This is a genomic window from Methanothermus sociabilis (assembly GCF_055392295.1).
In genome coordinates, this window is record NZ_AP042467.1 from 928,997 (window position 1) to 949,383 (window position 20,387).

The following is a 20,387-nucleotide window of genomic DNA, read 5'->3' on the forward strand; positions in this document are numbered from 1 at the left end:
TCTTAAGATATATTCAAATAGTTTTGAAAATAGATAAATGGTGAGAAAATGAAGGCAAAATCATTTTTAATAATACTTACATTGATTATAGCTTTCATCATTAATATTTCACCAGTTTTAGGAATAGAAGTCAAAGGATCTGTGAAGGAAATTTATAATGAAACATCGGACACATACGTAACTTTAGAAAATGCAATACCTGTCAAAGATGCTAATATAACTTTAATAAAAGACAATGTTGTCCTAAATAAAACTACAACTGATAACAATGGGAAATATTTAATAACAGCAAATGCTACTCCGCCCTTAATACTAAAAATAGAATATTCAACATATAAACCAGCGATATTTACTGTAAATAAAGATTGTGAAATAAATCATGTTTTTATTCCAGATATTGTAATAATAGGTTGTCCAAAACCATTTGGAGTAGAATTAAGTAAGAGATTAATGTTTTATGATCCTTGGATGCCTGGAGCTGAAAAAGATTGTTGGATTTTAGAACATGCAAATTTTGCTTTTTTATACATGCAAACACCAGGTACCGGTCAGAAAGACTTTTGGATTCAATATCTTGGTAATAGTCCTGCTAATAAAACAGGACATATAGCTGCATATGCTGGAATGGGAGAAGAAAGGTATTTCAACATAATTGGGGGTAGTAAAAATTCACTAGAAAATACATATCTTGCCAGTTATTATGTTTTGGCATCTGGAAATGCTACAAAGATTAATTATGATAGAATGGTCAAATACATAAGTTATTTATTAAATGAAACAACTTACAATCCAATAGAGCACGATGAAGTTCCCATATTTGCTGGTGGAGGTACAGCAGGCAGTTGGGGATTATATCATCCTGATCTTGGAACAAGAACAGTGTTAGGATATAATTTAACACAACCTAGCCCTAAACAAATAAAACAATGGATAGAGGAGAATCCTGGGTTAGCAATTTCTGGTAACTTAAAATGGCTAGCAAAATTAAATATGTATCTTGTTTCATCTGGTTTTGCAAAACTTTGTGAAGATTTTGAGAACTGGTATAATAATAATAAACCAAATCTTAAAGGGCCTTTTATAGTGGTTGTAAGTTATTGGCCAGGTGGTCAAAAAGACCCTACTATAGACATGCTGATTAGAGAATTGGAAAAAAGAGGTAGGCCTGCATTTGATTTATATCAGATTGAAACACAGCCACCAGCTAGTAAACTACTGGAATTGATGGTTAAAGGCATTAATGGAACTGGTTTCATAAAAAGAGGAATATCTGCTGTTATATCTTTAGTAAGCTGGTCTTTAAACTATGATAATTTACCAGAAGGTGCTGTAAAGGAATATTTAAACATGAATATTCCTATAATTAAAGGAATGGAGTTGTGGACAAATAATGGTTTAGAAAATCCATTAGGAACGCAGTTTGAATTAACATGGCAAATGGGACTACCATATCGTGAAGGTGTATTTGGTCCTACGCCAGTGAGTTATAGAGATGAAAGAAGTGGAAGATATATACCAATTGAGACTGGCATTAAGAAAATTGTTGACAATGCAATAAAATGGGCAAAACTAAGAGAAATTCCAAATAAAGACAAAAGAATAGCTATAATTATTTACAATTATCCTCCAGGAAAAGATAATTTTGTTGCTTCTTACTTAGACGTGTTCAAAAGTATCCATGATCTACTCACAAGACTAAAGGAACTTGGTTATAGTGTTAGTGAAATACCTACACCTGAAGAATTATACAATATGGTGGCTGAAGGTGGAAACAAAGGTACATGGGCTCAACCTGCACTTGAGAAGTATGTAGATAAAAATTGGAAAAGATTAATGGAAAATAATCAATTAATACCCTTGAATAAATATTTAGAATGGTTTAATCAATTACCAGATCCAATGAAAAGGAATATAACAGGAAAATGGGGAGAACCTCCTGGAAATATAATGACTGTCACAAGAAATGGCACTAAATACATAGTAATTCCAGGCGTAAAACTTGGAAATATATTCATTGCAATACAACCAAGTAGAGGTTGGGAAGAAGTTAAAGATTATCATGATCCTTATTTACCACCACATCATCAATATGTTGCATTCTACAAATGGTTGGAAGAAAACTTCGATGCAATGATACATCTTGGTACTCATGGAACATTAGAGTGGCTACCTGGAAGAACAACAGGAGTTATAGATTCTGATTATCCATTCCAACTTACATGCTTACCAAACATTTATCCATACATAGTTTCAAATCCAGGAGAAGGTCTTGTTGCTAAAGATAGAAGTTTTGCAGTAATAATTGATCACATGACGCCTGCTATGGTAGAAAGTGGTTTATATGGAAATCTTTCTGAATTACATGATCTAATACATAGATATAATGCAGCATTAGAAGCAGGTGCTTCACAACTATTACCAGAATTAGAAAAAGAAATAATAGAGAAGGCTGCTTCATTAGGATTCAAAAAAGAAGGTAATTTCACAGATTGGCTTAGAGAATTACATATTCAACTGCATGAAATAGAGAATGATGTTATACCTTTAGGATTACATAGCCTAGGAAAAATACTGGAAGGAGATGAACTTGTTGAAGAACTATATACAATAGCATCTTCAAGAAGCGACTTAATGGAAAATATAAAGAGAATGATGTATCCAGAAATAAAAGAGAGCTACTACGACATAATGTATGATCCAAAATATGAAGACAAAGTCGAAAAAATTAAAGAAAAAGCGAAAGAATGGATAAGAAATATCATAAATGGCAATATACCTCCAGAAATTAAACCTGATGATTTAAAATTCATAAATGAAACTTTAACAAAAATTAGAGCCAATGAAGAATGGCAAAACCTACTAAATGCATTATCAGGTGGTTATGTACCTCCCGGACTTGCAGGAGATCCTGCAAGGAGCGATGTTTTACCAACTGGAAGAAACTTTTATCCTTATGATGTTAAAAAAATGCCAACAAAAGCTGCATGGGAGTCTGCAAAAAAAATTGTTGATGACATGTTAAGAAAATATTATAAAGAACATGGAAAATTCCCAGAATTAGTTGGAATGGTAATGTGGGGTACAGAATTACTAAGAACTGAAGCACTTGCAATAGCTGAATTTATGTATCTTTTAGGTGTAAAACCAGATTGGGCACCAAATGGAGACGTTAAAGGTGTAGTTTTAATGGATCCATCAGAATTTGCAATTGAAATTGATGGTAAAAAAATAATTAGGCCAAGAATAGATGTTTTTACAACTGCTGTGACATATAATCAAGCATGGATTGATCTGATGAATAAAGCTGTTGAACTAGCTAGCGAAGCTAAAGATGTTGAAAATTATGTTGCTAAACATTATAAAGAATGTAATTCTCTTGATAGAGTTTTCGGTTTAAGAGGTTATGTATTAGAAGGAACTGGTGTTTGTGATTTGGTTCCACAAACAGGAAAATGGAACACAACTAAAGAGTTGGCAGATGTTTATCTTTCTAGAGTTTCTTATGCATGGAAATCTGTTAATGGCGTAATGCAAATGAAACAAAATAAGGACGTATTCCAATATCTATTAAAGAAAATGGATATCGCAACACAAACAATCGATAGTACTTGGAGACTTTTTGACACAGACGACTATTATGACTGGTATGGTGGATTAATATTGGCATCAAAGACTTTAGGTGGAAATCCAGAAACCATGCTCCAAGACATTAGGAATTTAAAATTTACTCAAATAAGATCTCTAAAGGAAGAAGTAGAATTAGAAATAAGATCACAGGTGTTAAATCCAAAATACATGGAATCATTGCTTAAAACTCCTAGTGGTTGGATGGAATATGCAAAAAGATATGAATACACGGTTGGTATCCATGTAACAACAAATTCAGTAAGCAATGAATTATGGAACAAACTAGGAGAAAACTTAATAATGAATTTAAACCCTAAAACAAATTATGAAGCATTTGCAACACAATCAATGATTGCATGGGTTCTAGAAATGGAAAGAAGGTCATTAGCATCTCTAAGACCTGAATTAAAAGTTGCCCTTGCTAATAAATATATAACTTTAGCCGTTAAATATGGACCAGTATGTTGTCACCATACATGTGCAAATATAAACTTTAATCTTTGGGTAATTCAAACATCTAACTTACCTCTATCATACCTCCAAAAATTCGCAGCCGCATTTGCAGAAACTACTGGAGTTAAGTTATCAATTCCAGGAGCTCCAACAACACCACAACCTTCAGTACCTGGAATTCCAACATCCATTCCAGGAGCACCATCACAACTAGGAGCTCCAACTGCATTAGGAAGAGTAGGAATTGGAACTGCAACAACAAGGGGAGTTTCACCAGGAATTTCAGGTCCTTCAGGTAGAGTTGGTGGTGAAATTGGTACAAGAGGAGCAGCTCAAGCTGCTGGAGCAGCAGGTAAAGCAGGAATTACAGGTGCTGCAGCAGGAAAAGCATATGAGATTACACCAGTATCTAAAGGAATTGGAAGTCCATCATCAGTGCCATTCGCAGGAATAATCGGAGTTATAATATTGATTGCATTAATAGCAGCAGGATATCTATTGAGAAGGCCTAAATATTAGTTCATTTTTATTTTTATCTCCCTATTAATTCAAAAAGTTCCAAAAATTTTGTGATAATAATTTACAGCTTTCATTGGACAGGTTATCACACAACATCCACATCCAACACATTTTTCATCGTCTATTTCAACTGTCCAGTCATCTTTTATACTTATAGCTCCAACAGGACAAATTGAAACACATGCTCCACAATCAATACACTTTTCTTTGTCTTTCCTCACAACGTCCTTTGCAATCTCAACAATTATTCCCCTACTTTTTAGGTATTCTATACTTTCCTTTTTTCTTTTACCTAATATTTCAGCTAAAATTTTACCGCCACTTGATGTAATATGGGCATGCAAAATATTAAAATCTATGTCATATTTTTTTATTGCGTCGGATATAACAGGTTTTTTTATTATTTCTTTTGAAAAATATAACCATACTCTCATTTCTTTTCCCTACCAATTATACGTGATATATCTTCAGCAGTAACTATTCCTATTACTCTATTATCTTTATCGACAACTGGAAGTCCTGAAATGTTATATTTATCCATACGACGTGCAGCGACATCTATTGGCTCATTTTCTTTAGCAGTTATTACCCTTTTTGTCATGATTTCTTCTAATTTTTTAGTACCTTCAGCAACAGCATTTGCTATATCCCATGATGTAACTATTCCCCTAAGTTTATTATTTTTGTCAACTATTGGAACATGATTTATATTATTTTCCACAATTTTCTTTGCCACACTTTCCACACTTTCTGAAATACTAGCTACAATGGCAGGCTTGGTCTCAACATCTTTAACCAGTATTAATGGTTTTTTAATTTTCAGTGGTTTTAATTCCTTAGGTTTTTTAGGTAGAGGTTTTACATATTCTGACAGTGTAAATTCTCCTTTTTCTATCAATTTTTTTAATTCTTCAGCAACTTCCATCGCCATCTTATAAGATGATAAAGGTGATGTTGGTACTTCCTTATCATCTATAATTACTTTTCCAGATTTTAATTCCTCATAATTTGTTTCAGCAACTACAGGTCTATCTCTACTTGGCACGCCATAGTCAATTATCTTACACTTTATATCTTTATCACTTACTCCAGTTCTTAAGGCAATTTTTTCATTTAAGACAGGAATTGGTATTCCAACTCCTAAATAAATTGTTGGTCCATACTTATGTATAGTAGCTCCTCTTACAAACTTAGGATCCATGTCTTTCATGTCCGCTTTTAGCATTAATGTTCCTGCAGGAGAAACTGGGATATCTTTGTGTCTTTCTACGCCAACTCTATGTTGTGTTCCCTCTCCAACAACATATCCTTGAGCACCTGCAAGAAATACTTTTGTTCCTATTCCTATACATTCAAAATATGGATCATTGAGCAGTGGACTTAATTCACCTGCGCTTGAGTAGGTTACATTGCCGAAATTGGGAAGTAAGGTACCCATATAGGTATATAGTGTTTCATTGCTAGAATTAGTTGCGGCAGCATAATTTTGGTAACAATTTCTTGGGTTTACCATTATTGCTTGGTTTATTTCAGATAAAGAAATTGCAGTCTCTATTTTTTTTAATGGATAACAATCTGTTCCAAAACCTTCTGCCACAAGTTCAACTTCTTTGCCTTTTATAAGGTCCTCTATTACGTGGCCTCCACCATAATCAAATTTTTTTTCAGGATCAATATTAGGTTGTGCAGCACCTATATAAATATCTACAGCAGCTATACCAGCGTAAGCCTCTACTCCATTCAAATAAGCCCTTTTAATTTTTATTGGAGGTTCTGCATGGCCTAAATTTAAAAATGCTCCTGAAGAACACATTGCACCAAAAGTTCCAGTAGTAACTACATCAATTTCTTTAGCAGCTTTTTTTGCGCCATCATCTCTTACAATTTCAACCATTTCAGATGCTGTAACTACTACTGCATCTCCATTTTTTATTTTTTGGTTTATTTCTTCTAATGATTTCAAATGTAATCCCCTTCTATGTAATTATCCAGAAAATAAATTTGTTACTTCTTGTATTGCATCTGATTTTGCTAAAACCAATAATCTATCGTTTTCTTTAATTTTTGTATTAGGTTGAGGAATTTTTATTTCATCGTTACTATAAATTGCAGCTATGATGTAATCTTTTGTTGGCGATAACTCCTCTACATTTTTTCCTACAACTTCTTTGTTTTTTACAACTAGTTCTAATATTTCTGCTTCACCCCTACCTAATACAATGAGATCAACTACTTTTGGACGTGTTATATATTTTTCAAGATATCCTGCTGCACTTCTTTCAGGACTTATAACGTGATCTATACCTACATCTCGGAATGTATCTTCATTTTCTGGATTGTTTACTCGTGCAATAGTTTTTGGAACATTGTATTTTTTTGCAAGGATACATCCCATAAGATTTGCTTCATCACTACCAGTTGCTGCAACAAAAACATCAGCATTTTCAATGCCAGCACTTTCTAAAATATTTCTTTCTGTTCCTTTACCACAAATTACTGGAATGTTTAATTCAGATTCTAATTTCTTACATCTCTCTTTGTCTCTTTCTATAACAGTTACTTCATGTCCATCGGATGTTAAAAGGTCTGCAAGTGTTGAACCTACTCTACCTCCACCCATTATCACAACATACATTTTTTCACCTTTCTTTTTTACTAAAAAATCTGGTAAAATAAATTTATCAAAATGAAAAATCTTCTTTTTTAACTGTATTAGTGATTTTGAAGTGAAAAAATTATTTAAGTTTTTTCATTGAAAATAATAATTCTCTACACAAATAGACTAAAAAATCATTGACAAATAAATTACACATTGAGGGGTATGATGGACATTGGAAAATTAGAAAAATTAACTTTGGAGTTAGAGAAAAAAGTTGAATATGTTGATGTTAGTGCAACTCAAATATCTACAAATTCCATTGTTATGAAGGATGGAAACATTCAAGAAATAAAATCAGGGATTGAAAGTGGTATAAGAGTGAGAGTAATTAAAAATGGAATGTGGAAGATAGGATTTTTTAGGGGCACTGATGATATAGATTATATGTATAAAAGAATGGTTAAGGTAGTTGGTTCAGGCAGTGTTGCATTAGCAAAATGTGATCCAATAGTCGGCAATTTTAAATCACCAATGAAAATAAATCCTTCTGATGTACCGATAGATGAAAAAAAGGAAATGGTAGTGGAGGTTGAAAAAGCTGCAAATATTAAAAAGGTTGTAAGCACTGCAGTAAATTATGTAGATGTAAATGTAAAAAATGTATTCTTAAGTTCTGAAGGTGCAAACGCTAGTAAAAATGAATCTAAAGTTGCATTATTTATCAATGCAGTTGCATCTGATGGTAAAACCTTACAATTTAGCAGTGATAGAATTGGAAATGTTGGTGGATTTGAAATTATTAAACAAGCTGATTTAGAAAAACTTGGCAGAAAAGTTGGAAAAAATGCTGTAGAGCTGTTATCTGCTGAATCACCGCCTTCAGGTAGATTTACAATTGTAACAGATTGTGAACTCACAGGAGTTTTTATACATGAAGCTGTTGGACATGCATCAGAAGCAGACATTGTCCTTAAAAATGATTCTATTTTAAAAAACAAAATTGGGAAGAAAATAGGATCTGAATTAGTTACAATAATTGATGATCCAACTACTAATGGATTTGGATATTATGTATATGATTCTGAAGGTGTGAAGGCATCTCCAACAACAATTATGAAAAATGGTATTTTAAAATCCTTTATAAATTCCAGAGAGACTGCTTATCAATTAAATATGAATCCTACTGGAAATGCAAGAGCAGCTTTTGGCCACGAACCTCTTGTTAGAATGAGTAATACTTATTTGAAGCCCCGAGATCAAAGCTTCGATGAATTAATTGAAGATGTTAAAGAAGGAGTATATCTAAAAGGTTCAAGAGGAGGACAAGTAGATACTACTCGAGGTACATTCCAATTTAATGCTGAGAGATCATTTAAAATTGAAAATGGGAGGATAACTACTCCATTAAGAGATGTATCGATGTCTGGTAATATACTAGAAGTTCTTAAAAACGTCGATGCTGTTGGCTCAGATTTTAAAATTAATGCTGGTTTTTGTGGAAAATATGGACAGACAGTAGCCGTAGGTGATGGGGGCCCACACATAAGAATTAAAAATGTGTTGATAGGTGGAAAAAATGTTATCTGAAGAAGAAGGTGAATTTTTAATAAAATTAGCAAGAAAAAGTATAGAAGAATATGTAAAGAATGGTAAAAAAATAGATCCTCCAAAAGAACTTCCTAAATCACTAACAGAGAAGAGAGGAGTATTTGTAACATTGAAAAAAAATGGTGAGTTGAGAGGTTGTATTGGATATCCAGAGCCAATAAAACCTTTGGCAGAGGCAACAATTGATTCTGCAATATCTTCTGCGACATCTGACCCAAGATTTCCACCACTTAAGCCTGCAGAATTAAAAGAGATATCTATTGAGGTAAGTGTTTTAACAAAACCAAAACTTGTGGAAGTAGAAAATCCACAAGAATATCTCAAAAAAATAAAAATAGGTAAGGATGGTATAATTGTTGAAAAAGGCTTTAACAAGGGTTTATTACTACCACAAGTTCCAGTAGAACAGAATTGGGATGTAGAAGAATTTTTATGCAATGCATGCATGAAAGCAGGATTGCCACCTGATTGTTGGTTTGATTCTGAAACTCGGATATATAAGTTTCAAGCACAGATATTTGAGGAGAAATAAATGTGATAATACCGGACATACCTACCTACAAAGAAATTTTAGATAAAGCATTTAGTAGAGCTAGGAAATCTGGAGAAAAATTAAGGACGCTTAGAATACCAAGAAATGTGAAATATAGGCGTATAGAAGAGACTAAAATTCAAACTGCATGTGATGTAATGATTTCTACCCTTAAACGTATTTTGGATAAGACACCAATAATTGATGAACTTCCAGAATTTTATCAAGATTATATTGATGTTACTGTAGGCATTGATGAATTAAAGAAATCTCTAGGTGCTATAAATCGAGCAATTAAAATAATATCACAATTAAAAAGAGAATACACAAAGCGTATAAAATTTTCAAGTCCTAAAGAAGCATATAAATTAAGAAGGGAAATATATGGGAGAATATCTTCCGTTATAAAAGAAATAAAAGATGATCTTGATTTTTTAGATTTTGCAAAAAATAGGTTAAAAAACATGCCTACTATAGATTTTGATGCAGTAACTGTTGTAATTGCAGGTTATCCAAATGTAGGTAAATCAACTTTGTTAAGAAAACTTACTGGAGCAAATCCTGAAGTTGCTGAATATCCTTTCACAACGAAAGGTATACAGATAGGGTATAGAAAAATTGGGTGGGGAAAACTACAGGTTGTGGATACTCCAGGATTGTTGGATAGACCTGTAGATGAAATGAATGAAATAGAATTACAAGCGTTAGTAGCTCTTGAAAACCTTGCAGATCTTATGATTTTCATTTTTGATCCCTCTGAAACTTGTGGATACCCATTAGAAAAACAATTTGCATTATATAAAAATTTAAGGAAAGTTTTTAATGTTCCTATAATTTCTGTTTTTAATAAAATAGATTTGGTAGAAAATCTTAAATATTTGAAAAAATATATTAACAAAGTAGAAAATCCAATTTTAGTATCTGCTACAGAAGGAAAAGGACTAAAAAAATTAATAGCTAAGTTGGAGGAATTGTATGAAAGATTGGAAAGAAAAATTTGGAAAACCTGAAGAGTTCTTCAGGAGGAGAGGCTTTATGATAGATAAAATGATGGAAGACATGATAAACACAATGAAAAAGATGCATGAAGAGTTTGAAAGAAGATTGTCAGAATATACAGAATTTTTACCTGCTAAACCTTCTGTTGACGTTATTGACGCTGAAGACAAGATAATAGTTAAAACTGATCTTCCTGGTGTAAAAAAGGAAGATTTAGATGTAAAGGTTTCAGAAGATACTGTAACAATTAGTGCTAATGTTAGGGAAGAATTAGAAGTTGAAAAAGGAAACTACCTTAAAAAAGAGAGAAGATATGGAGAAGCTCACAGGGAAGTAAAATTACCAGCAAAAGTTAAACCAAAAGAAGCTAAAGCAAAATTTGAAAATGGAGTATTAACAATAGAAATTCCTAAAAAAGAAGTAAAGGAAAAAGTTAGTGTTAAAATCGAGTAACTTGCTGCATTATATACTTCATAACCTCTTTATCTTTTTTTGTTCCAACTTTTTTAACGAGTTTTTTCATTTCTTTTATACGTTCTATATACCTTTCTCTAGTCTTTTTATCAGCAATTTTAAACCTACTTGAATATATTAAAGATTCAATTATTGCATAAGTTGCGCGATTCAATGGTTTAATGCAATTTTTCATGATAATTTCTTTAACTTTTGCATTTACTAAGTATAGAGTAGATTTTCCCAATGAATCTTTTTTATTTATTTTTCTTGTTTTATAAACAACGTTTGTGAAAAATGCATCTGCATCTTTTAAAACGACGTATCCTTTATATTTTTTAAAATAATTAAGTTTTAAATCTGTAAATGTTGACAATGCAAAAATGCATGGATCATCTAAAATGTTAACTGCAAATTTTCCTTCTCTTAATATATTATTGAGAGTGTGTGTGCCTTCATAGAGGTATAAGGTTATTTCTTTTTCATTTCTACATAATACACCAATTGGCGCTGCATTACCACTTCCATCTTCATTTACTGTTGTAATTATTGTTTCATAAAGTGCTCCCCGCTCCATTTTTAATTTACTTAGTCCTAAATTTTGCATTATTTAAGCACCGAACCTTTAATTACAGCATCAATAATACAATCAAAATTTATTTCTTTATGCCAGCCAGCTTTTCTAAATACATCCATGAAACAAGCCCCTATAATTTTACCTTCCTCTGTCAAAACATTGTTTATTAACTTTTTAACTTCTTCAACATCTACACCAATTTTCGGCATTGCAAGACCGCCAAGCAACACTAAAGCATCTGCTTTTGCTTCAACCTTCTCACCTAATTCTACACCATAAGAAGTCAAAATTAATTTCCTTGCCTTTTTTACATCAGTATTGGGGATAAATATATTATCTTTATCCCTTAATGCATATGCAAACAATTGTGCAAATGGTGTACAAACTCCTGGAACACCAGCATAAGCAATTTTTTTACAACCCCCCACTGCCTCTTTCAATGCATTAAGATTTCCTTTTATGCCTTTAAATTCACTTATCTTCTTCAATTCTCTCACCAAAAAATATTTTTTATTATTTATAAAAAAACGGTATTGATAAATTTTAGGATTGGTTCATATGAAAGAAATTGTCATGCTTAAAAAAGCATTAAAAATATTAACATACTCTAAAGCTTTTGCTTTTCTTATACCTGAAACAGGGACAAATATTGTAATGTCAAAGAAAAATCCAAAAAATAAGGAAGATATAGCAGGGATTCCAGGAAGAATAAGAAAATTTAAGGATAAAGCTATAGTATGTGAAGATCCAAAATTTGGCGCCTCCTCACATCTCGCAAATTTGATTTTGACATTGCAAAAATACGATCCTGAAAAAAGAAGTGCTATAAACATTAAATATGATAAAAAAATTATTAAAATAGCTAAGGATATAAACTTAACAATATCAAGTTATGATAGAAGAGAGGAGCCAAAGAAAATTAAGGAAAAGGAAGGAAGTACGATATCTTGGGGTGCCAAAGCAGCTATAGACAAAATTGGCCAAATTCCAGATTTAATATATCACAAAGGAGATTGGGGAAAAGAACCAATGATAAATATTGTTGGGACTGATCCAATCAATTTAGCTAAGTTAACAGTAAAAATTGCCAAAATTTATGTTGGTGAAAAGATATGAAATATAAGATGTATAATGAACTTCAAGACCAACCAAAATCTATTGTAAATACTTTAAAACATGAAAAGTCCCATATGAAGGAAATTTCTGAAAAATTTAAAGATTTTGACAAAATATATCTTGTTGGATGTGGTAGTTCCTTGTCAACTTGTTATTCTGTCAGAGATGCATTGTCAATGCTCTATGACACAAATATCGAAGTATTTACAGGATATGAGTTTTTTTATCATAAAAAAATTTCAAATAAAAATGCAGGAGTAATTTTTACCTCACAATCTGGGGAAACTGTAGATACAATAGCTGCTCTCAGAAAATCACAAAAAATAGGAATTGAAAATGTGGTAATAACAAACGAAAAAAATAGTACGATGGCTAAAGAGTGCAATGATGTCATATTAACAAGATGTGGTCGTGAAAGTGCAATTGTGGCAACCAAAACATATGTAACACAACTTTTCTCACTTTATTATATATTGTTTGGAATGAAAGAAAATAAAAAAATAATAAAGGAGTTAGAAGCTCTGCCAAAAATTCTTAGGAAGATTATTGATGAGAGTGAGGAAAAAAACAAAATATTAGCTAAAAAATACAAAGATAAAGAAATATTTTATTGTATTGGCAGTGGACCAAATTATGGTCTTGCATATAAATTGGCAATGACAATGTTAATGGAAGGTGCCCACAAACATGCATGCCCTCTATATTCTGGTGAATTTAAACATAGCTTAGTTGAAAGAATTGAGAATGGAATTCCAGTAATAATATTAAATGCAGATTTTCCAGGCGATAAATTAACAATTCAGGCACTGGAATTCTGTAAAAAAGTAGGTGCTGACGTATTATTATATGATATGAAGGATTATTGCGACATAGATAAATTACTTTCGCCATTTGTTTTAGTTTGTCCTTTAGAGTGGTTTGTATATTATTTGGCACACTATAATGGTAAAGATCCAGGTAGTACGCGCCATATAGATAAAATAAGAAATAATGATGATTTATAAGGGGATGTGGAAATATGGGTAACCTTAGGTATTTAGTTATTTTAATTCTTTTTATAGCGGTTATTGCCTTTATTTGTGGTTCAGTAGTTGGAATTGTTATCGGAATTTCTGAAAACTTCAAAAATTATGGAACCATGAAAATAAACCAATACAATATAACATTTCCATTTCATCTAACTAAAGTTATGGAAAATCCTTTCTGCTTAGAAAAATAGGAAGGGATAAATTGCAAAGGGTAAATGGTGGGGTATGCACAGTCAAAAACATTGAAGCATCAGGATGTAAAAATGGAAAATATGGTGTTGGAATTTTATTAACAAAAAATTGTGAGGCTGCAGGGGTTTTTACAAAAAATAAAATAAAAGCAGCCCCTGTTAGATTAACAAAAAAAGTATTAAGGGATGGGAAACTTTCTGCAATAGTTGCCAATAGTGGCAATGCAAATTGTTTTACAGGTAAAAAAGGCATGGAAGATGCTATAAAAATGCAGGAAATAACTGCTGAGAAACTAAATTTAGATCCAAATGAGGTTGCAGTTGCATCAACAGGTATAATTGGTTTAAGAATGCCAATGGAAAAAATAATTCCTCTTATAAATAAAGCATCTTTAAAATTAAATAATTCTCCAAAAGCTTCAAGAAAATTTGCAAAAGCAATAATGACAACAGATACATTTCCAAAAGAGTTCGCTGTTGAATTCAGGCTTAAAAATGGTGAAAAATGTAGAATTGGTGGAGTAGCTAAAGGTGCTGGTATGATATCTCCAAATATGGCTACTATGTTATCCTTTATAACCACAGATATAGATGCTAGCGCAGATGAATTATATGAGTCTCTAAAGATTGCTGTAGATCGTAGTTTTAATATGGTGGTTGTTGATGGCGATCAAAGCACTAATGACATGGTATTAATTTCTTCAACTAGAGAATCTGGAGAAATTGATGAAAAGTTTCAAACAGCTTTAAATTTTCTTTGTGAAGAGTTAGCTAAGATGATAGCAAAGGATGGAGAAGGTGCAACAAAATTCATAGAAGTTATAGTTAAAAATGCAAAATCGTCTGAAGATGCAAAGAAAATTGCCAAATCCATTGTGTCTTCCCCACTTGTTAAGACAGCTGTTTTTGGATCTGATCCAAATATAGGTAGAATAATAGCGGCTATAGGATCAACAAATTGCGATGTTAAGGAAGAAAAAATAAATATAAGATTAAAATCTGTTACAGATGTTAACATTGTTAAAAATGGTGAAATAATAAAAAGTAAAATACCCTATGCAAGAAAAGTAATGAATGAAAAAGAAATTAAAATTATTGTGGATTTAAAGTTTGGAAATTCCTCAGCAAAGGCATATGGTTGTGATTTAACATATGATTATGTTAAAATAAATTCAGAATACAGTACGTGATAAAATGGCAAAAAAAATAGAAGTTCTTATTGAAGCATTGCCATACATCAAGAAATTTCATAAGAAAAAAATGCTAATAAAATACGGTGGACATGCAATGATAGATGAAGATATAATGAATTCAACTGCAAGAGACATTGTTTTACTTAAATATGTAGGAATAGAGCCTGTTGTTGTGCATGGTGGAGGTCCAGAGATATCTAGGGCTATGAAAAAAATGGGTAAAAAACCTAAATTTATAGACGGATTACGAATCACTGATGAAGAAACAATGGATATTGTTAAAATGGTCTTGGTTGGAAAAATAAATACTGCAATAGTTGGTACTATATGTTTCCATGGAGGCAAGGCCGTAGGATTATCAGGAAAAGATGGCCAATTGTTAATTGCAAGAAAAAAAGCTCCTCAAGTAATTACAGATAAGAGTGGTAAAAAAAGAAAAATAGACCTTGGCTTAGTTGGTGAAATCGAAGAAATAAGACCATCTATAATAAATTTACTTACAGAAAATGATTATATTCCTGTTATATCCCCCGTGGGCGTAGATAGAAATGCTAACACTTTAAATTTAAATGCAGATACAGTAGCTGGTGAAATTGCAAGTAAAATAAATGCAGAAAAATTGATAATTTTAACTGACGTGCCTGGGATATTGGAAGATCCTAAAGATCCAGAAACACTCATTAAAAAACTTACAGTAGAAGAATTACAAGAATTGATTAAAAATGGAACTATAAGAGGAGGAATGGTTCCAAAGGCGTTGACATGTATTGAAGCTTTGAATTCTGGAGTATCTTCAGCTCATATAATTGATGGACGCATTAAACATTCATTGTTGTTGGAGATATTTACTGATGAAGGAATTGGAACTATGATAGTTCCATAATTTTCTTTTTTATTTCCTCAGCCATCTCCATAGTCTTAAGATTTCCACCAAGATCAGGAGTTACCTTTCCCTCCCTAAGGACCTCAATCAAAGCATTCTCAACCAAATCACCTTCTCTCTCAAATCCAAGATGCCTCAACATCATAACTGAGGATAGGATCATTGCAGTTGGATTTGCAATCCCTTTACCTGCAATATCTGGAGCAGATCCATGTACAGGTTCGAAAAGCGAATTTTTTTCACCTATATTTGCAGATGGTGCCAATCCAAGACCACCAACTAAACCAGCAGCCTCATCAGAAAGTATGTCCCCATATAGATTTGTTGTGACCAAAACATCAAAATCTTGTGGTTTTGTTATTAGGTAGAGGGCCATTGCATCAACATAAACATCCTCAGCTTCAATCTCTGGATATCTTTCAGCAACCTCATAAAATACTTCCCTAAACAACCCATCTGTCTTCTTAAGGACATTTGCTTTATGTACAGCAGTAACTTTTTCATTTGCAATTTTGAATGCAAACTCACAAATCCTTTCACATGCTTTCCTAGTTATAACTCTAACAGCTTCAGCTCCTTCATCTGTATATCTCTCTATTCCAGAATATAGGCACTCTGTATTCTCTCTCACTATTGTTAAGTCTATATCTTTCCTAATACATTCTATTCCAGGATAGCATTTAACTGGTCTTACATTTGCGAAGAGGTCTAGTTCTTTTCTTAAAGTTATTATTGCACTTTTTTGTCCAGGAACTGTAGTGACAGCTCCAAATAAAATAGCATCGGATTTTTTTGCCTTTTTTAAGGTTTCATCAGGTAAAGTATCTCCATATTTTCTAAAACATTCATAACCAGCATATGCTTCTATAAATTTTATGTTGAGGTCTAGCATGGAAAGCACTGATAATGCGGCATCCATGACTTCCTTCCCTATTCCATCTCCTTTAATAACTACAACCTTTTTCTTTCCCATATTCTCAACCAAATTTTTTATTCATAACTAAATTTAAGGTCAGTTGTGAAAATAAGTATATAGTAACTTATGTGAAGTGGTAATGTAATGGATGGAAGTAGGTGAGTCACATGAAAGTTCATTTACAAATTTTTGTTGAGATAGAAAATTTGGGACGTGTAATAAATATACTTTCTAAGGAAGGAGTTACAGGATTTTATTTAATTGAATATAGGGGAGTATCTCCACAGGAATGGGAAGGTTTTACAATTCAAGAAGATCCAAAATCTGTTGTATCATTTATTAAAGATGTTGCACAAAATGCTATACTGGTATCTTGTGTAGTTGATAAAGAAAAGGCATATGATATTAGAAAAGAAATAAACAGGAAATTAAGCGATGTAAAATATACAATAATGGAAATTCCAATAAAAAGCATTGTTGTAAATTTTGCTGATTAGGTGATAAGTATGAAAGCTGTGATACCTGCGGCGGGATTAGGTACTAGACTTTTACCAATTACTAAAGCGCAGCCAAAGGAAATGTTACCTGTTTTTGATAAACCGGCTATTCAATATGTTGTAGAGGAGGCTGTGGCAGCAGGAATTGATGATATACTTATAATAACTGGTAAAGGTAAAAGATCAATAGAAGATCATTTTGATAGATCTTTTGAATTAGAATATTTTTTAAAAAAGAATAATAAAAATGAGATGCTTAATGAAATTGAAGAAATTTCAGAATTAGCTGATATTTATTATGTAAGACAAAGAGAACAAAAAGGATTAGGGGATGCTATATATTGTGCGCGTAAGCATGTTGATGGAGAAACATTTGCTGTATTGTTGGGAGATACAATAACATATTCTAAGACACCATGCATTAAAAAATTAATGGAGATGTATAAGATATACAAATCCAGTATTGTAGCTGTTGAAGAGGTTCCAAGAAAAAAAGTAAGTAGGTATGGAATAATAAAGGGAAAAGAATTGAAAAAAAATATTTATTTGGTTGAAGACATGGTTGAAAAACCTAAAATTGAGGAAGCACCGTCAAACCTGGCCATAATTGGTAGATATATCCTTGAACCAGAAATATTTGATTGTATAAAAGAAACAGGTCCAGGAGTTGGTGGTGAAATACAACTAACAGATGCAATGAGATTGCTAGATAGAGTATATGCTTACAAGTTTTCTGGGAAAACATATGATATTGGAAATAAAATAGATTGGCTAAAAACTTCTATAGAATTTGCACTTAGAGAAAAAGATATTAAAGAAAAACTAAAACCTTGGCTTTCAAAAATTATTAAACAAAACTAATAAAAATCCCGGCTGCCGGATTTGAACCGGCGACCCGCGGATCTACAGTCCGCCGCTCTACCAGACTGAGCTAAGCCGGGATATCTTTACTCACAAGATATTATAAAAAAGTTCTTATATATAAATTTTTCTGTTCATGTAATCAATGCATAAATCAATGACAATATTATTGCTATAACACCTAATTCCCATCTTCCAATTTGCCATCCAATAAAAGTCATTAAAAAGACAAAAATAAAAATCAAAATTCCTTCTCCCTTCCTATTCAATGCAAAATTTATTAAAGTTCTAGTGAAATCTGAAGGAATAAAATAAGCGTAAGTACCATTTGCAAGATTAAAAACTACTGTAGAGCTTGGATGCCAAAACTTTACATCATCAGATAAATATGCATTTTCACCAGCTTCTTTCCTAGTTTTACCTACTCCAGCCCTTATTTTAACATCGTTTGCTTGACTTTCCCAAATTGCTTCTAATATTGCTTGTAATGCTAAATCTTTTGTTGGCATACTTGCAACCAAATCATCGCCACCTTTACGATAACCTTCTATTTTTCCTTCTCGTTCTTCGATTCTTTTCTTTATTTTTTCCATCACTAAACTTAAAAAGTCTCTACCATATTTCTCAATAAATTTTGTGGAATTTATTACATCAAGAAAAAGATAATTGCCATGAGTAGAATATGTTTCACCAATTTTTGAAATTTTTGATGGAAAGAGAAGTGCAAATTCCCCACCAAATTTTGTAAAAGCCACTCCTGGTATTTCACCGACTTCATTAGTTAACTTTATAGCTCTTTCTACAGCTGCTGCAGCGGTCATTCCTACGGCAGCCCGCACATTTAAATTTTTCTCACCGCCCAATGCTATAAGCTTTATTGCTATTTTTATTGCTTCATTTTTTGATATTAATCTTGCTAATATTTCATTAGGACCTTTTTCTACAATTTCTCCTCCTTCATTTTTGATTGTATCAATAAATTCATTCACATCAGCTTTTTCTGGAAGTTCAACATATAGATATCTATCACTGCCAACAATTATATCACTTAAAAGTGCACGTTCATTTATATCTTTCTCAGGTTTTTTTAATTCAACAAATCTACCATTTTGAGGCAAAGCAAAATTTAGTTCTTCAACTAAACTTTCAAATATGCTATTAGAATCAATTTTTGCCTTTTTAAGTTCTATCAACATAGTTTTTGTATCGTTCATCATTTTAACATATTTTTCTTCGTCTTCTGTAGTTGGACGATAATCAGTCCCAATACTAATAATCCTTTTTCCAATAAAAAAACTTAAAATAAAGCGTAGGATCCTACCCATCTACTTTTGTCCTCCTTTTTCCAATGTAACCTCAAATTCACCAGGATTTTCAAGTAATACACTAGGTCTCACAGCAACTATTGGAAATCTCCAACTACCAATTCTTGCGGCAATTGTACTTGCTATATTCCTGGAATTCCTTTTTACCAAAGCATAATCATGATTATTAACTGTTATATTGACATTGTATGGTGATTCTTCCATTACATCTTCTGAAGGCAACACATTTAATTCAAAATGGTTTTTCCGCATGAAAATATCATTTCTAACAGCTACAAGTGGACTATATTCTAATTCTAAATTATCTCTGACAGTTACAGCTATGTTGCCAGCATATTTAACAACTTTTTTATAATCTTGTGGATTAACAAGAACAAATATTATATAGTTTCCTTCTTCAATATTTTCAACCATCTCTAGAACATTTTTTAAGACAGGAATTTTCATGAACACTTCTTCAACTTTTGACTCTAATCCTTCCTCATAAACCTTAATTCTACTTATAGCTTCTTTAGCTACTGCTATGCCACTAAGCTTTTTCCCATGTCTTACATTATAGTAATCAAAACCTTTGTCTTTAAATTTGTTTAAAGCATCTAAAGTGATTTCTTTTATTATGTCTTTGACCTTCCTTACTTTTGGAATCTTTCCAATTACTATTTTATTATTTTCAAATGTGTAGGGAACTCTTCTACTATCAATATTTTTAAATTCATCTCTAAACTCTCTAAAATTGTCATTTGACAATATTTTTGCATCTTCTTCTTCTGCCAACTTTAAAATATAATGATCTGCATTTGTACCTGCAGGTACTTCCTTAATTACCCCTCTTTTTATGTATTCCTTATATTTCTCTTCATCATCAATCTTATGTTTCAAAGAAGCGTCAGCAACGACTATCGGTTTAAAACCAAGTTTTTTTACAGCCTTTATAGCTTCGATAATTCTTTTCATTATCGCCTTATTCTGATGGTGGGCAATATTTGATGCATCTATAATCATTTTCAATG

At 32.1% G+C, this 20,387-nt stretch carries 20 protein-coding genes and 1 tRNA gene; 12 read left to right on the plus strand and 9 right to left on the minus strand.

What is annotated here, in order from left to right:
- The first annotated feature begins 48 nt into the window (after positions 1 to 48).
- A complete protein-coding gene (locus ACZ5LY_RS05075; protein WP_464577225.1) occupies positions 49 to 4,599 on the plus strand; it encodes a cobaltochelatase subunit CobN in 4,551 nt (1,516 codons plus the stop codon).
- A 29-nt stretch (positions 4,600 to 4,628) separates the two neighbouring features.
- On the opposite strand, the gene ACZ5LY_RS05080 is transcribed toward ACZ5LY_RS05075, so the two are convergent.
- The 3 genes from ACZ5LY_RS05080 to ACZ5LY_RS05090 are packed head-to-tail and all read right to left on the minus strand — an operon-like array spanning position 4,629 to position 7,234.
- Positions 4,629 to 5,033 (minus strand): 4Fe-4S binding protein, encoded by a 405-nt coding sequence (locus tag ACZ5LY_RS05080; protein ID WP_464577227.1) that lies wholly within the window; start codon positions 5,031 to 5,033, stop codon positions 4,629 to 4,631.
- Positions 5,030 to 6,562 carry a homocysteine biosynthesis protein gene (locus ACZ5LY_RS05085; RefSeq protein ID WP_013414324.1) on the minus strand — a complete coding sequence of 511 codons (1,533 nt, stop codon included), beginning with the start codon at positions 6,560 to 6,562 and terminating at the stop codon, positions 5,030 to 5,032. Before ACZ5LY_RS05085 ends, ACZ5LY_RS05080 begins: the two co-directional genes overlap by 4 nt.
- Before the next feature lie 21 nt (positions 6,563 to 6,583).
- Complete coding sequence (locus ACZ5LY_RS05090; RefSeq protein ID WP_013414325.1) at positions 6,584 to 7,234, minus strand: potassium channel family protein; 651 nt, start codon at positions 7,232 to 7,234, stop codon at positions 6,584 to 6,586.
- A gap of 189 nt (positions 7,235 to 7,423) precedes the next feature.
- Between ACZ5LY_RS05090 and ACZ5LY_RS05095 the strand changes: the two genes are divergently transcribed.
- Genes ACZ5LY_RS05095 through ACZ5LY_RS05110 form a run of 4 tightly spaced genes read left to right on the plus strand, consistent with a single transcriptional unit; the run spans position 7,424 to position 10,790 of the window.
- Complete coding sequence (locus ACZ5LY_RS05095) at positions 7,424 to 8,785, plus strand: TldD/PmbA family protein (protein WP_013414326.1); 1,362 nt, start codon at positions 7,424 to 7,426, stop codon at positions 8,783 to 8,785.
- On the plus strand, positions 8,775 to 9,338 hold the full coding sequence (locus ACZ5LY_RS05100; RefSeq protein ID WP_013414327.1) for a TIGR00296 family protein: 564 nt from the start codon (positions 8,775 to 8,777) through the stop codon (positions 9,336 to 9,338). The genes ACZ5LY_RS05095 and ACZ5LY_RS05100 overlap by 11 nt, the downstream gene beginning before the upstream one ends.
- Before the next feature lie 2 nt (positions 9,339 to 9,340).
- Positions 9,341 to 10,348 carry an NOG1 family protein gene (locus ACZ5LY_RS05105; RefSeq protein WP_464577230.1) on the plus strand — a complete coding sequence of 336 codons (1,008 nt, stop codon included), beginning with the start codon at positions 9,341 to 9,343 and terminating at the stop codon, positions 10,346 to 10,348.
- The gene (locus tag ACZ5LY_RS05110; RefSeq protein ID WP_464577232.1) at positions 10,314 to 10,790 is read left to right on the plus strand and encodes an Hsp20/alpha crystallin family protein; all 477 of its coding nucleotides are present in this window, start codon (positions 10,314 to 10,316) and stop codon (positions 10,788 to 10,790) included. The genes ACZ5LY_RS05105 and ACZ5LY_RS05110 overlap by 35 nt, the downstream gene beginning before the upstream one ends.
- Here ACZ5LY_RS05110 and ACZ5LY_RS05115 read toward each other — a convergent pair.
- Positions 10,777 to 11,397 (minus strand): DUF447 domain-containing protein, encoded by a 621-nt coding sequence (locus ACZ5LY_RS05115; protein ID WP_464577234.1) that lies wholly within the window; start codon positions 11,395 to 11,397, stop codon positions 10,777 to 10,779. The genes ACZ5LY_RS05110 and ACZ5LY_RS05115 overlap by 14 nt on opposite strands.
- Entirely contained in the window at positions 11,397 to 11,864 is a 468-nt protein-coding gene (locus tag ACZ5LY_RS05120) for a DUF2124 domain-containing protein (protein ID WP_245526735.1), read from the minus strand. The genes ACZ5LY_RS05115 and ACZ5LY_RS05120 overlap by 1 nt, the downstream gene beginning before the upstream one ends.
- Before the next feature lie 61 nt (positions 11,865 to 11,925).
- Here ACZ5LY_RS05120 and ACZ5LY_RS05125 point away from each other — a divergent pair, with 61 nt between their 5' ends.
- From ACZ5LY_RS05125 to argB, 5 genes are read left to right on the plus strand one after another with little or no spacing between them, the layout of a single operon-like run.
- Positions 11,926 to 12,483, plus strand: a complete 558-nt coding sequence (locus ACZ5LY_RS05125; RefSeq protein ID WP_048060613.1) for a thiamine-phosphate synthase family protein — start codon at positions 11,926 to 11,928, stop codon at positions 12,481 to 12,483.
- Positions 12,480 to 13,487 carry an SIS domain-containing protein gene (locus ACZ5LY_RS05130; protein ID WP_464577237.1) on the plus strand — a complete coding sequence of 336 codons (1,008 nt, stop codon included), beginning with the start codon at positions 12,480 to 12,482 and terminating at the stop codon, positions 13,485 to 13,487. Before ACZ5LY_RS05125 ends, ACZ5LY_RS05130 begins: the two co-directional genes overlap by 4 nt.
- Positions 13,488 to 13,501: 14 nt before the next feature.
- Positions 13,502 to 13,702, plus strand: coding sequence for a hypothetical protein (locus tag ACZ5LY_RS05135; RefSeq protein WP_464577239.1), 201 nt, complete (start codon positions 13,502 to 13,504; stop codon positions 13,700 to 13,702).
- Positions 13,703 to 13,713: 11 nt separating this feature from the next.
- Entirely contained in the window at positions 13,714 to 14,892 is a 1,179-nt protein-coding gene (argJ, locus tag ACZ5LY_RS05140; RefSeq protein ID WP_464577241.1) for a bifunctional ornithine acetyltransferase/N-acetylglutamate synthase, read from the plus strand.
- A gap of 4 nt (positions 14,893 to 14,896) precedes the next feature.
- The gene (gene argB, locus ACZ5LY_RS05145) at positions 14,897 to 15,778 is read left to right on the plus strand and encodes an acetylglutamate kinase (protein WP_013414336.1); all 882 of its coding nucleotides are present in this window, start codon (positions 14,897 to 14,899) and stop codon (positions 15,776 to 15,778) included.
- Here the strand turns inward: argB and aksF are convergent.
- On the minus strand, positions 15,762 to 16,751 hold the full coding sequence (aksF, locus tag ACZ5LY_RS05150) for a homoisocitrate dehydrogenase (RefSeq protein ID WP_464577243.1): 990 nt from the start codon (positions 16,749 to 16,751) through the stop codon (positions 15,762 to 15,764). The two genes, argB and aksF, sit on opposite strands and share 17 nt — an antisense overlap.
- A 110-nt stretch (positions 16,752 to 16,861) precedes the next feature.
- Here aksF and ACZ5LY_RS05155 point away from each other — a divergent pair, with 110 nt between their 5' ends.
- Both ACZ5LY_RS05155 and galU read left to right on the plus strand, forming a co-directional pair.
- On the plus strand, positions 16,862 to 17,191 hold the full coding sequence (locus tag ACZ5LY_RS05155; protein ID WP_013414338.1) for an MJ1244 family protein: 330 nt from the start codon (positions 16,862 to 16,864) through the stop codon (positions 17,189 to 17,191).
- A 9-nt stretch (positions 17,192 to 17,200) separates the two neighbouring features.
- Positions 17,201 to 18,052: a UTP--glucose-1-phosphate uridylyltransferase GalU gene (gene galU, locus ACZ5LY_RS05160; RefSeq protein WP_013414339.1), complete on the plus strand. Its 852-nt coding sequence runs from the start codon at positions 17,201 to 17,203 to the stop codon at positions 18,050 to 18,052.
- 6 nt (positions 18,053 to 18,058) lie between these two features.
- Here the strand turns inward: galU and ACZ5LY_RS05165 are convergent.
- From ACZ5LY_RS05165 to ACZ5LY_RS05175, 3 genes are all read right to left on the minus strand, one after another.
- Positions 18,059 to 18,132 (minus strand) — tRNA-Tyr (locus ACZ5LY_RS05165).
- A gap of 54 nt (positions 18,133 to 18,186) precedes the next feature.
- On the minus strand, positions 18,187 to 19,377 hold the full coding sequence (locus ACZ5LY_RS05170; RefSeq protein WP_464577245.1) for a hypothetical protein: 1,191 nt from the start codon (positions 19,375 to 19,377) through the stop codon (positions 18,187 to 18,189).
- Positions 19,378 to 20,379, minus strand: coding sequence for an NYN domain-containing protein (locus ACZ5LY_RS05175; RefSeq protein ID WP_464578001.1), 1,002 nt, complete (start codon positions 20,377 to 20,379; stop codon positions 19,378 to 19,380).
- Between the last annotated feature and the right edge of the window lie 8 nt (positions 20,380 to 20,387).

Bases quoted from the DNA above. Each gene is read 5' to 3' on its own strand.
- ACZ5LY_RS05100 (WP_013414327.1), top strand. From the start codon at position 8,775: ATGTTATCTGAAGAAGAAGGTGAATTTTTAATAAAATTAGCAAGAAAA.
- ACZ5LY_RS05175 (WP_464578001.1), bottom strand. From the start codon at position 20,379: ATGATTATAGATGCATCAAATATTGCCCACCATCAGAATAAGGCGATA.
- ACZ5LY_RS05130 (WP_464577237.1), top strand. From the start codon at position 12,480: ATGAAATATAAGATGTATAATGAACTTCAAGACCAACCAAAATCTATT.
- aksF (WP_464577243.1), bottom strand. From the start codon at position 16,751: ATGGGAAAGAAAAAGGTTGTAGTTATTAAAGGAGATGGAATAGGGAAG.
- ACZ5LY_RS05095 (WP_013414326.1), top strand. From the start codon at position 7,424: ATGGACATTGGAAAATTAGAAAAATTAACTTTGGAGTTAGAGAAAAAA.
- ACZ5LY_RS05135 (WP_464577239.1), top strand. From the start codon at position 13,502: ATGGGTAACCTTAGGTATTTAGTTATTTTAATTCTTTTTATAGCGGTT.
- ACZ5LY_RS05125 (WP_048060613.1), top strand. From the start codon at position 11,926: ATGAAAGAAATTGTCATGCTTAAAAAAGCATTAAAAATATTAACATAC.
- ACZ5LY_RS05090 (WP_013414325.1), bottom strand. From the start codon at position 7,234: ATGTATGTTGTGATAATGGGTGGAGGTAGAGTAGGTTCAACACTTGCA.
- argB (WP_013414336.1), top strand. From the start codon at position 14,897: ATGGCAAAAAAAATAGAAGTTCTTATTGAAGCATTGCCATACATCAAG.
- ACZ5LY_RS05075 (WP_464577225.1), top strand. From the start codon at position 49: ATGAAGGCAAAATCATTTTTAATAATACTTACATTGATTATAGCTTTC.
- ACZ5LY_RS05110 (WP_464577232.1), top strand. From the start codon at position 10,314: ATGAAAGATTGGAAAGAAAAATTTGGAAAACCTGAAGAGTTCTTCAGG.
- ACZ5LY_RS05155 (WP_013414338.1), top strand. From the start codon at position 16,862: ATGAAAGTTCATTTACAAATTTTTGTTGAGATAGAAAATTTGGGACGT.
- galU (WP_013414339.1), top strand. From the start codon at position 17,201: ATGAAAGCTGTGATACCTGCGGCGGGATTAGGTACTAGACTTTTACCA.
- ACZ5LY_RS05080 (WP_464577227.1), bottom strand. From the start codon at position 5,033: ATGAGAGTATGGTTATATTTTTCAAAAGAAATAATAAAAAAACCTGTT.
- ACZ5LY_RS05115 (WP_464577234.1), bottom strand. From the start codon at position 11,397: ATGCAAAATTTAGGACTAAGTAAATTAAAAATGGAGCGGGGAGCACTT.
- ACZ5LY_RS05170 (WP_464577245.1), bottom strand. From the start codon at position 19,377: ATGGGTAGGATCCTACGCTTTATTTTAAGTTTTTTTATTGGAAAAAGG.